At 67.7% G+C, this 11,715-nt stretch carries 10 protein-coding genes; 2 read left to right on the plus strand and 8 right to left on the minus strand.

Annotated elements, in window-relative coordinates:
• Positions 1-168 precede the first annotated feature (168 nt).
• The 7 genes from WS96_RS06585 to WS96_RS06615 are packed head-to-tail and all read right to left on the minus strand — an operon-like array spanning position 169 to position 7,398.
• On the minus strand, positions 169-1,233 hold the full coding sequence (locus tag WS96_RS06585; RefSeq protein WP_059831360.1) for a 2-aminoethylphosphonate aminotransferase: 1,065 nt from the start codon (positions 1,231-1,233) through the stop codon (positions 169-171).
• On the minus strand, positions 1,233-2,414 hold the full coding sequence (gene aepY, locus WS96_RS06590; RefSeq protein ID WP_059831361.1) for a phosphonopyruvate decarboxylase: 1,182 nt from the start codon (positions 2,412-2,414) through the stop codon (positions 1,233-1,235). The genes WS96_RS06585 and aepY overlap by 1 nt, the downstream gene beginning before the upstream one ends.
• Entirely contained in the window at positions 2,411-4,099 is a 1,689-nt protein-coding gene (gene aepX / locus WS96_RS06595) for a phosphoenolpyruvate mutase (protein ID WP_034205044.1), read from the minus strand. The genes aepY and aepX overlap by 4 nt, the downstream gene beginning before the upstream one ends.
• On the minus strand, positions 4,096-4,863 hold the full coding sequence (locus WS96_RS06600; protein WP_059831363.1) for a phosphocholine cytidylyltransferase family protein: 768 nt from the start codon (positions 4,861-4,863) through the stop codon (positions 4,096-4,098). Before WS96_RS06600 ends, aepX begins: the two co-directional genes overlap by 4 nt.
• A 35-nt stretch (positions 4,864-4,898) precedes the next feature.
• Positions 4,899-5,900 carry an HpnL family protein gene (locus WS96_RS06605; protein ID WP_059831364.1) on the minus strand — a complete coding sequence of 334 codons (1,002 nt, stop codon included), beginning with the start codon at positions 5,898-5,900 and terminating at the stop codon, positions 4,899-4,901.
• Positions 5,897-6,706 (minus strand): HalD/BesD family halogenase, encoded by an 810-nt coding sequence (locus tag WS96_RS06610; protein ID WP_059831366.1) that lies wholly within the window; start codon positions 6,704-6,706, stop codon positions 5,897-5,899. Before WS96_RS06610 ends, WS96_RS06605 begins: the two co-directional genes overlap by 4 nt.
• The gene (locus WS96_RS06615) at positions 6,703-7,398 is read right to left on the minus strand and encodes a CDP-alcohol phosphatidyltransferase family protein (protein WP_034205040.1); all 696 of its coding nucleotides are present in this window, start codon (positions 7,396-7,398) and stop codon (positions 6,703-6,705) included. Before WS96_RS06615 ends, WS96_RS06610 begins: the two co-directional genes overlap by 4 nt.
• Positions 7,399-8,050: 652 nt before the next feature.
• On the opposite strand from WS96_RS06615, the gene WS96_RS06620 reads away from it, so the two are divergent.
• Entirely contained in the window at positions 8,051-9,565 is a 1,515-nt protein-coding gene (locus tag WS96_RS06620) for an acetyl-CoA hydrolase/transferase family protein (RefSeq protein WP_059831368.1), read from the plus strand.
• A 30-nt stretch (positions 9,566-9,595) separates the two neighbouring features.
• Here the strand turns inward: WS96_RS06620 and WS96_RS06625 are convergent, their stop codons facing one another.
• On the minus strand, positions 9,596-11,125 hold the full coding sequence (locus WS96_RS06625) for a DHA2 family efflux MFS transporter permease subunit (protein ID WP_059831371.1): 1,530 nt from the start codon (positions 11,123-11,125) through the stop codon (positions 9,596-9,598).
• A gap of 135 nt (positions 11,126-11,260) precedes the next feature.
• Here WS96_RS06625 and WS96_RS06630 point away from each other — a divergent pair, with 135 nt between their 5' ends.
• Positions 11,261-11,701, plus strand: a complete 441-nt coding sequence (locus WS96_RS06630) for a MarR family winged helix-turn-helix transcriptional regulator (RefSeq protein ID WP_034205037.1) — start codon at positions 11,261-11,263, stop codon at positions 11,699-11,701.
• The last annotated feature ends 14 nt before the right edge of the window (positions 11,702-11,715 follow it).

Genomic DNA, 11,715 nt, shown 5'->3' on the forward strand with positions numbered 1-11,715 from the left:
TCGAACCTCATCGCAAGCGCAAGCGCAAGCGAGCTATGGACGTCGTCCGAGCCGAGTTTTTCAACAGTATCGGCCGAATGCCGACAACGCGTTCCACGCCCCAGTAATTTGCAAATGACAACAAAAAAGGCCCTTGCGGGCGTTTCATGGCGAAGTCGCGGACGACGCTTACCGCGTCAACGCCGTAAACCCGTCCAGCAACCGCTCGACATCGGCCGCCTGAATCGCGCCCATCGTGGAGATGCGGAACAGCTCCTTCGACAGCCCGCCTTGCCCCGCATAAATCACGAAGCCACGCGCCTTCAGCCCATCATGCAGTGTCTCGTACGTGACGCCCTGCGGCAACCGATACGCACGCAGCACGACCGACGATTCGCCCTCAGGCAACACCAGCGGCATCCCGCGCGCAGCAAGCCCCGCCTGCGCCTGATCCGCGAGCGCCTTGTAATGCGCATGCCGTGCACGCCAGCCGCCGGCCTCATCAAACTCGCGCAGCGCCTCGACGAGCGCGTAATACGCGTGCACGGACGGCGTAAACGGCGTATTGCGCTGATCCTGCAGCTTCGCAAGCCGACCGAGATCGAGATAGTAAGTCCGGCTCGCCGCCTTCGCGAGCGCGCTGCGGCGCACGATCACGAACGCCGCGCCCGGCACGCCGTGCAGGCACTTGTTCGCGGTCGCGGCAACGGCGTCGATGTCGCCACCGGCAAAATCGATCGCTTCCGCGCCGAAGCTGCTGACGCCATCCACGAGCATCTTCACGCCGCGCGCACGGCACACTTCCGCAATCGCGCCGAGATCGTTCAGCCGGCCCGTCGTCGTTTCATGATGAATCACGGCGACATGCGAGTACCCGCCCGCGTCGAGCTTCGCACCGATCTGCGCGAGATCGGGCGCCTGCATCCACTCGTGCTTCAACACGTCGCGCGCGATCCCGTACTGCGTGGCGATCTGCGTGATCCGTTCGCCGTACACGCCGTTCTCGATCACGAGCAGCTTGCCGTCCTGCGGCACGAGCGCCGCGATCATGCTCTCGACGGCGGCGGTGCCCGAACCCGTCATCAGCACGGCGGCCCATTCGGCCGGATCGAGTTCGTATGCGGCGACGAGGCGCGCACGCGCTTCATCCTGCAGGTCGAAGAACTCGCTTTCGCGATGGCACAGATCGGGTTGCAGCAGGCTGCGGCGCACGCGTTCGGTGAGCGTGACCGGGCCGGGGTTCAGCAGCAGCATCAATGAGCTCCTTCAACGTGGGCGGCGGTCTGCGCGGCGCCGATGTGCCGCATCAGACGGGTCTTGACCTCGACCGGCGTGACGGTCGGGCGGGGCAGGCCGTCGGGCACGCCCGTGCGGATCGCCACGCGAACGAACTGCGCACCATTCCCCGTGGCGGCCAGCGCCGCATCGAGCACGTCGAGCGTATCGCCTTCGACCGCCGACGCGTATCCGCACGCGGCCGCGACACCCGCGAACGACACATGCTGCGACACCGTCGCCTGGCCGCCCGTCGATTCGTGCGCGCCGTTGTCGAGCAGCACGTGCGTGAGGTTGGCCGGGCCGTAGGTGCCGAGCGTCGCGAACACGCCCATGCGCATCAGCGCGGCGCCGTCGCCGTCGACGGCCACCACGCGCAGGTCGGGGCGCGCGAGCGCGAGGCCGAGCGCGAGCGGCGTCACGCAGCCCATCGAGCCGACCATGTACAACTGATTCGGGCGATCGTCGAGCGCGTAGAGTTCGCGGCCGCAGAAGCCGGTCGACGCGAGCACGACGGTCGAATCGACCGGCGTATGCGCGATCACGCGCTGCAACGCGTCGTGGCGGGTCGGCCATGCATCGGCCGACCCGGCGCGCGACGACGATTGCGCGGCGACGTGCGCGCGCGGCTTCGCGGCCGGATTCGCCTTCAGTTCATACGGCGCGACGCTGCCTTTCTGCATCACGAGCGCGTACGGGCGGCCCGTCGCGTCCATGTGCGCGATCGCGCGGTCGAGCGCCGGGCCGACCTGTTCGGGGTCGGTCGGGAACGTCTCCCACGGGATCTCCATCGTGTCGAGCATCGCGGGCGTGATCGGTCCCATCAGCGCGTGCTGCGGCTCGTCGGCCACGCCCGGCTGGCCGCGCCACGTGACGATCAGCAACTGCGGCAGCCGGAACGTCCAGGTCAGCGACGTGAGCGGGCTCACCGCGTTGCCGAGCCCCGAGTTCTGCATCATCGCGATCCCGCGCTTGCCGCCGAGCGTCGCGCCTGCGATCAGCGCGACCGCGTCGCCTTCGTTCGCGGCCGACACGTAGTGCAGCGTCGGGTCCTGCAGCACGTAATTGATGAACGGCGTCAGGTACGAGCACGGCACGCCCGCGTACCAGTCGAAGCCGCGTTCGCGCGCGGCCTCGACGAACTGGGCCGCTTCGATCATTGCGCGCCCCCGTTGCCGGCGCCCGGTTCGGACAGCGGCGTCTGGCCGTGCGCGAAGTCGCCCGCGCGACGGAAGTCTTCCAGGTCGTTGACGCCGCGCCAGTGGCCGTGCACGTACTGCACCTCGATCTTCTCGCCGGCGGCGATCAGTTCGTTCAGCAGCGACGGGATGTCGAGCGTGTCGAAATCAGGGCGCGCCTGCAGCGTCGCGAGCATCGCCTTCAGGCGGTCGACGCCGGCGCCGCGCACGTTCAGCAGGCCGATCCAGCGGCCGTGCGGCGTGCCCGCGGCGACGTCGCTCGACACGCGTTGCAGGTAGGTCTTCTGGCCGAACAGGCCGCGATCGTCGGCTGCCGAGCAGAGGGCGAAGTCGCGCACGCTCTGGTTCGACGGCTCGGTCAGCGACGAATCGACCACCACGCTGAACTCGGCCTCGCTCTCCGCGAGGTCGCGCAGGATGTAGCTGCGGAACAGCAGGTCGCCGTACGAGATCACGGTGTCGCCGGTCAGGCGTTCGGCCGCGCACGCGAGCGACGCGAGCTCGCCCGTCTGTGCATGGCGTTCGTTGACGACGAGCTTGATGCCCGACGTGTCGATCGCATCGGCGCGGTAGCCGCCGACCACGGTGATGTCGTTTACGCCTTGCTTCTTGAAGCCGTCGACGAGCCAGCGCAACAGCGGCTTGCCGGCGACCGGCAGCATGACCTTGGGCTTGTCTTCGGTGACGGCTTCGAGGCCCTTGCCGCGGCTCGCGGCGAGCACGACCGCCGCGTTCGACGCGCGCGACGACGACGACAGGTAGATGCGCTCGGCCGCCGAATACTCGTCGGCGTCCTGCAGGCGGAAGATCTCGTTGACCGACGCGACGCGGTCTTCGACGTTGATCAGCGTTTCGTTCTCGTGGATCTCGCGCGCGACGGCCTGCATCGCCGACGCGGACGCGCGGATCAGGTGGTTCGCCCAGATCACGGTGCTGATGCCGGCCTGGCGGAACACGTCGGTCGGCGTGCTGTAGTACTTGGTCGGCACGATCACGAGCGGCGCCTTGCCGCTCCATTCGCGCGCGAACTGCAGGATTTCGTCCGGACGCGACAGCTTGCTGTGGATCAGGATCGCATCGGCGCCGGCTTCCGCATACGCGTTCGCGCGGCGCAGCGCCTCGTCCATTCCCCAGCCCGCGATCAGCGCCTCGACGCGCGCGACGATCGAGAAATCGGGATCGGTCTGCGAATCCTTGCCGGCCTTGATCTTGCCGCAGAACTCGTCGATCTCGGCGAGCGGCTGGCGCTCGCCGTCGATGAAGCTGTTCGTCTTCGGGAACTGCTTGTCCTCGATGCAGACGCCCGCGATGCCGCGCTGCTCGAGCTTCTTCACGAGGCGGCGCACGTTGTTGAAGTTGCCGTAGCCGGTGTCGCCGTCGAGCAGGATCGGCAGGTCGCTCGCGTCGGCCATGAACTCGAGCACGTCGACCACCTGGGTCCAGCTCGCCTCGTTGTTGTCGCGCACGCCGAATTGCGCGGAGATCGCGAGGCCCGACGCCCAGATCCCCTTGAAGCCGGCCTCGCGGACGATCCGCGCCGACAGGCCGTTGTGCGCTTCCATCAGGAATTCGAGGTCGCTGCTGACGAGCATGCGACGCAGGCGCGCGCTGCGCGATTCGGTGAAGTTGGGTTCGCGTGCGTTCATCGTGCGGCTCCGGCGGTGGTGCGTTGAATCAGGGGAAGAATGTCTTGCGTCGCGCGTGCGACGTCGTTCGGGAAGTCGATCTCGATCCACGGCGAGCCGGTGACGTCGGCGACGTCGAACGAATGGCCGCCTTCGAGCAGCAGGTCGCGCACGGCTTCCTCGTGCGGCATGTTCGCGCGGCCGCTGTCGACGTAGCCGGCGACGATCGCCGCGAGGCGGCGCGCGGTGCCTTCGGTGAAGCGGAAGAAGCCGACCGATTCGCCGATCGTGTCGTAGTCGAGGTCGACCGCGAGCTGCTTGCGCAGCTCGACCGGCACGCCGTTCTTCAGGCACAGCTTGACGGGCTCGTCGCCGGCCTCGAAGTCGCGATCGATCAGCAGGCGATCGACCGGCTTGTCGGCGTCGGCCACCAGCGCGTGCAGGATGTTCTCGTCGTACAGCACGTCCGCGTCCATCAGCAGCACGTCGCCGCCGCGCGTCATCGCATCGGCGACGGTATGCACGGTCAGCACGCTGCCGAGGTCGTAGCGGTCGTTGATCACGATCTCGGCCTGACGGCCGAGGCGCTTCAGTTCCTGCTCGACTTTCTCGTGCTGAAAGCCGAGCCCGAGCACGATCTCGTCGACGCCCGCGGCATCGAGCACGCGCAGATGGCGCTCGAGCAGCGACACGTCGTCGAAGCGCAGCAGGCACTTCGGGAACTGCGCTTCGGGCGGTTGTTGCAGGCGCAAGCCGAGGCCTGCCGCAAGAATGATGGCTCGCATGGGTTCTCCAACCAAAAAGCCGGCGATCTGAACGATCAGTCGGCGAGCGGCTGCGGCGCATGGCGCCGCTGCCAGTTTCTTTCACTGAAATGCAGATAGAGCAGGCCGGGCAGGCCGAGCGCGAGTTCGCGCGCACGCTTCGCGAGCGACAGCGCGAGCGCCGCGTCGGGCGGCAACCCGACCAGCGGCGCGAGCAGCAGGTAGCCGCCTTCCTGCGCGCCGAGCGAGCCCGGGATCGCGAAGGCCGCCCCGCGAATCGCCTGGCCGACGCTTTCGAGCAGCAGCGCGTCGAGCCAGCTCACCGGATGCCCGAGGAAGTGCAGCGCGAGCCACACTTCCGCGGTGCCGACGATCCAGCCGGCGAGACTCAATGCAAAGGTCTTCGCGACTTTTGCGCGATCGCGGTACAGCGCGCCGACCGCGTCGTCGATCGCGTCGGCGCGCGTGGCGAGCGACGACCAGTCGCGCGGGCCGAGCAGCTTCGACGCGAGGCGCAACCCGCGGCCGAACAGCCCGCGCCGCTGCGCCAGATAGAACATCACCGCGAGCGCGCCGAGCACGCCGGTGGCGATCAGCGCGGGCGTGCGCAGGTGCGCGACCGACTCGTGCGTCGCATACAGGCTGAACGCGGCGATGCCGATCAGCGCGAAGGCCATTTGCGCGAGCGCCTGCATCGTCGTGCTGACGGTCACGGCGGCGGCCGCATCGGCCATCCGCGTGCCGCGCTGCGCAAGGTGGCGCACCATCAGCACGGGGCCGCCGATCTGCCCGGCGGGCAGCAGGCTGTTGACCGATTCGCCGACCCAGCGTGCGCGCAGCGCATTGCCGAGTTCGGCGGCGGGCTGCCCGCGGCCGAACATCACGGAGATCGCGACCGCGTCGATCGCGAGCGGCACGACGTGGAACGCCGCGACGAGCGCGAGGCCCCAGCCGGCCGCGAGGAACGTGGACGCTACCGCGCCGATGCCCTGCCAGGCCAGGAGTGCGATGAAGAGTGCGGTCCCGAGGGACAGCAGGATGAGGCCCGCGCGTGTCATGACCCGCTCGTGCGTCGCGTCGCCAGTTGCTTGAACACCTGGCGGAAACCGAAATACGCGATCGCGTCCTTCATGTTCGAGATGAAGCGCTTCCACGGCCGCATGCCGGGGTTCGTCACGTATTCGAACGTGAGCGACACGCGCATCTCGTTCTGGCCGAGCGGCGTGATGCGGTGGCGCAGCTTGTCGCCGTCGAACAGCACGATCCCGCCGTCGGCGATCTGCACGGAGCCCGGTTCGTCGGCGACGTCCGGGTTGCGCGTGTGCAGTTCGTAGTCGAGCCGGCACGACGATTCGTCGATCACGCCGATCAGCAGCGTGTAGCGGCGACCGTCGTAATACGACGTGTCGTAGTGCCAGCCGATGTGGTCGCCGGGCTTCGTGTAGTAATACAGCGCGTACGCGTGCGGATCGTCGTCCGGCGACAGCATCAGCTTGTCGCCCGTGATTTTCTCGAGGAAACCGATCAGCGCCTTCGAGCGATACAGCTCGGCGATGTACGGCGCTTGCTCGTCGATCGTATGGCGGCTCACGCTGCCGCCCTGCTTGTGGCCGGGCAGGTAATTGCGGTTCAGGCCGGCCTGCATCGCGCGGGCGGCATTCGCCAGCTTCGCGTGCGCGTCGGCCGGCAGGAACGCGTCGAGGTAGAGGAACGAGCCCTGGCGCGTGTAGTCGTCGCGCAGGCGGTCGAGGTCGAGCCGGCCGACGCAGTCGGCCACGGTGCGATCGGGATCGGCCGCGGCCGCGCGCACGGGCGCGGGGCGTGCCGGGCTCAGCACGGAATCGTCGCGCGTGCTAGGAGTCATTTGGAAGCCTGGATTTCGGTTGGGTTCTGCGCGGCCGGGTTCTGCGGCAGGTTGCCGCGCCGCACGATGCGCCACCAGTCGATCACGACCCAGGCGGCGAACAGCGGAGCGCCGATCGACGCCGCGAGCAGGAACGGCTCGACGCCGTCGACGAGCGTCACGATCGGCAGCAGGTACAGCACGTCTTCCGTCTCGAAGCCGCCGGCGAACGCCTGCTTGGTGCCGGCCTTGCCGGCGATCGACTCGATCCGCATGCGCAGGAAGAAGATCAGCGCGACGGCCGCGCCGGCCACCGCGCCGAGCAGCACCGGCGACGCGGCCATCTGGCCGCCCTGGGCGACGATGCCGACGCCCATGCTGACGAACAGCGCGACCGTGACGAGCGCATCGGCCGCCAGATCGTAAAAATGACCGATCTTGCTGGACTTGCCGCTGATGCGCGCGAGCTCGCCGTCGGTGTGGTCGACGAAGTTGGACAGCACGATCAGGAACGCGCCTGCATTGCTCCAGCCGAAGCCGCCGTGCGCGAGGCACCAGGCGCCGGCGAGGCCGATCAGCAAACGAACTGTGGTGAGGTGATTCGGGGTGACCGGCGTATCGACGAGCGGTCGGACGAGCGAGCGCGCGAGCCGCGCATCCCAGGTGCGTGGCGGGGGTGGCTCGGGGCGTGTGGCGGTTTTTCTTTGGTCCATCGGCGAAATATATACGGAATTGTAATTTGTTGCTTTTTATTCGATCAATGTCCTGACATACGGGAGTGTTACCGCGTCTTGCAGGCATCGGCCGGGCCAAAAACGCACGGGTGAACGGGGCGGCCATCCGGTCGGCGACCCTGTCTTCCAGTGTGGTTCGCCTCACGCGGCTGTCAAGGCCGGACGGGCCTCGCAGGCGGATCTGGCCGGTTTTTCGCGCCGTGTGGCCGGCGTCGCGCAGCGCATGCGACCTTGATCTCCGTCAGGTCCGGAAAAGCCGCATCGGGCGACAATCGGCCGCGCCGGACGGTATCGGCGATTACCGAGCCAGAGGCCGTCAATGTCGGCGTAATCGCATCGATTGATGCGCGACGGTCGGGGGATCGCAAATCCATGATTCGCCCGATGCTTTCGCACGCCTTTCGGATGCATTCGGCGGGGGCGGGTCGCCTGTCACAGAACGCTCGTTCGATACCCGGCAAATCCGGCAAGGATCTTTTGCATCCAGCGGACATTTCGCGGCGATGGCCTCTGCGATACTCCGACCGTGCCCGTGGTGCCGGGCCGCCCCTCGCGGCCCCAAGGGCTTCGCGTCGCTCAGGAGACACCCCCCGCGACGTCAACGACAGACCAAAGCGTCAGATAACCAGCCATGTCTTCTTCACGCATCCTCGCTCCCGCCCTGCGTTCGCTCGTCCGCACCGCCAACGAAGCCGCCGCGCTGATCCGCCCCGGCATGACCGTCGCCATGAGCGGCTTCACCGGGTCGGGCTATCCGAAGGCCGTGCCGGCCGCGCTCGCCGCCCACATCGACGCGGCGCACGCGCGCGGCGAGGACTTTCGGATCAACGTGCTGACGGGTGCGTCGACCGCACCGGAACTCGACGGCGCGCTTGCCCGCACCGACGGCATCTCGATGCGGCTGCCGTACCAGTCCGACCCGACGTTGCGCGACAAGATCAACGGCGGCGAAGTCGATTACCAGGACGTCCACCTGAGTCACGTCGCGCAATACGCGTGGTTCGGGCTGTACGGCGATCTCGACGTCGCGATCGTCGAAGTCGCGGGCATCCGCGAGGACGGCCTGCTGATTCCGTCCGCGTCGATCGGCAACAACAAGACCTGGCTCGAGCGCGCGAAGCACGTGATCCTCGAGGTCAATTCGCGCCAGCCGCTCGGCCTCGACGGGATGCACGACATCTACTACGGCACCGCGCTGCCGCCGCACCGCAAGCCGATTCCGCTCACGAAGAGCGACGACCGGATCGGCGAGCCGTACCTGCGCTGCCCGGCCGACAAGATCGTCGCGATCGTCGAGACCGATGCGCCCGATCGCAGCAATGCGTTCACCGCACCCGATGCGACGTCCAAGCAGATCGCGCTGCAGCTGATCGACTTCCTGCGCCACGAAGTGAAGCGCGGCCGTCTGCCGGAAAACCTGCTGCCGCTGCAGTCGGGCGTCGGCAACATCACGAACGCGGTGCTCGCGGAACTGAGCTCGGCCGGCTTCTCGAACCTGACCGCGTACACGGAAGTGATCCAGGACGGCATGCTCGACCTGCTCGACGACGGCACGTTGAGCTTCGCATCGGCCACCGCGCTGTCGCTGAGCCCGGCCGCCGTGCAGCGCTTCGCCGACGAAATCGCGACGTTCCGCGAGAAGATCGTGCTGCGCCCGCAGGAGATCAGCAACCATCCGGAACTCGTGCGCCGGCTCGGCTGCATCGCGATGAACGGGATGATCGAGGCCGACATCTACGGCAACGTGAACTCGACGCACGTGATGGGCACGAAGATCCAGAACGGCATCGGCGGCTCGGGCGACTTCGCGCGCAACGGCTACCTGTCGTGCTTCATGTCGGCCAGCACCGCGAAGGGCGGAGCGATCTCGCGGATCGTGCCGATGGCGAGCCACGTCGACCATACCGAGCACGACGTCGCGGTCGTCGTCACCGAGCAGGGGCTGGCCGACCTGCGCGGCCTGTCGCCGAAGCAGCGCGCGCGCAAAATCATCGCGAGCTGCGCGCACCCGGACTACCGGCCGATGCTCGAGGACTACTTCGAGCGCGCGTCGCGCGACAGCTTCGGCAAGCACACGCCGCATCTGCTCGCCGAGGCGCTGTCGTGGCACGAGCGCTACGTGCGAACCGGGACGATGAAGGCCTGACGCGGCCCCGGACGGGCGCATGCGCGCTCGTCAATCCATCGCCGCATGCGCGACGTCGACGCTCGCCGCCTTCTGCGGCGGGCGGATCAGCAGCAATAGCGGGATCATCAGCAGCGTCGCGACGAACATCAGTTTGAAATCGTTCAGGTACGCGATCATCGTCGCCTGCTGGTTGATCGTGCGGTCGAGCAGTGCGATGTCGACGCGGCTGCCGACGATCGCCTGCACGGCCGGGTCGAACGGCGTGACGTGGGCCGCGAGATCGGCATGCGCGACCTGCGTATTGCGTGTCATCAGCGTCTGCACGATCGAGATGCCGATACTGCTGCCGATGTTGCGCATCAGGCTGTAGGTGGCCGTGCCGTCGGCGCGCAGGTCGGGCGGCAACGTCGAGAACGACAGCGCGCTCAGCGGCACGAACACGAGCCCGAGACCGAAGCCCTGGATCACGCCGGGCCACACGATGTCCGCTTCGGACAGCACGACCGTGTACTGCATCATCTGCCACAGCGCGAGCGCGGAAATCGACAGCCCCGCGAGCAGCAGCATTCGCGCATCCACGTATTTCAGCAGCCGCCCGACGAACAGCATCGCGATCATCGTGCCGGCGCCGCTCGGCGCGGTGACGAGGCCCGTCGTCGCGACCGGGTAGCCCATCAGGTTCTGCAGCATCGGCGGCAGCAGCGCGCGCGTCGCATACAGCACCGCGCCGACCACGAAGATGAACAGCGTGCCCGTTGCGAAATTCGGGTCGCGCAGCAGTTCCGACTTGAAGAACGACGCCTTGCCGACGCTCGCCGTATGCGCGAGGAAGAACGCGAAGCCGAGCGCCGCGACGAGCGCCTCGATGCGGATCTCGTACGAACCGAACCAGTCGAGCTGTTCGCCGCGGTCGAGCATCGCCTGGAACGCGCCGATCGCGAGCGCGAGCGTCGCGAAGCCGAACGCGTCGAATTTCACGTGCGGGCGCGGCGCGCGCGCCGGCAGGAAGGTCATCACGCCGGCGAGCGCGAATGCGCCGATTGGCACGTTGATGAAGAACACCCAGCGCCAGTTGTAGCTGTCGGTGAGCCAGCCGCCGAGCGTCGGGCCGAGGATCGGGCCTACCATCACGCCCATCCCCCAGATCGCCATCGCCTGGCCCTGCTTCTCGCGCGGGTTGATGTCGAGCAGGATCGATTGCGACAGCGGCACCAGCGCGGCGCCGAACACGCCTTGCAGCAGCCGCGCGCCGACGATCTGCACGAGCGTCTCCGACAGCCCGCACAGCGCCGACGCAACCGTGAAGCCGGCGATCGACACGATCAGCAGCCGCTTCACGCTCAGCCGGTCGGACAGCCAGCCGGTGAGCGGCGTCGCGATCGCCGCGGCGACGATGTAGGAGGTCAGCACCCACGTGATTTCGTCCTGCGACGCGGACAGCGTGCCCTGCATGTGGGGCAGCGCGACGTTCGCGATCGTGCTGTCGAGGGTCTGGATCAGCGTGGCGAGCATGATCGACAGGGTCAGCATCGGCCGGTTCAGGGCGGGCGAAGCGGGGGCGTCGGCGGCGGGGTTCAAGCGGGTGTCTCCGTGCGGCGGTCGCCGTGGGCGGCGATCCGGTATGGCGCAAATTATAAGCATGCTCATTATATAGCCGCTTATTGCCGAGTCGCCAGCCTCGGGTCGGTTCCGGCTTGACCCTATAATCGCCGCATGGACAAGACCTACGAGAACCGGATCGGTTACCTGATCGCCGACGTGGCCCGCCTGAACGGGCGCCTGTTCGACCGGCGCGCGAAGCGCATCGGGCTGACGCGGGCGCAAAGCCGCGTGCTCGCGTACCTGACGTGGAAGGGCGAGATGAACCAGGCGCGGCTCGCCGAATGGCTCGAGATCACGCCGATCTCCCTCACGCGGCTGCTCGACCGGATGGAAAGCTATGGGTGGATCGAGCGCGTCGCGAACGACGACGACCGCCGCGCGTTCGTGATCCGGCTGACCGACAAGTCGCGCGAGATCTTTCCGCAGATGCTGGAGGTGGGCGATACCGTCGCCGACGACGGGCTGCGCGGCTTCACGCCCGACGAGCGCGAGACGCTGGTGCGCTTGCTCGGGCGCGTGCGCCGCAACCTGATCGACTGCGGCGGCGAGTGACGCCGGTGCGCGGT

The sequence above is a fragment of the Burkholderia sp. MSMB1835 genome (assembly GCF_001526365.1).
Classification (GTDB): Bacteria; Pseudomonadota; Gammaproteobacteria; order Burkholderiales; family Burkholderiaceae; genus Burkholderia.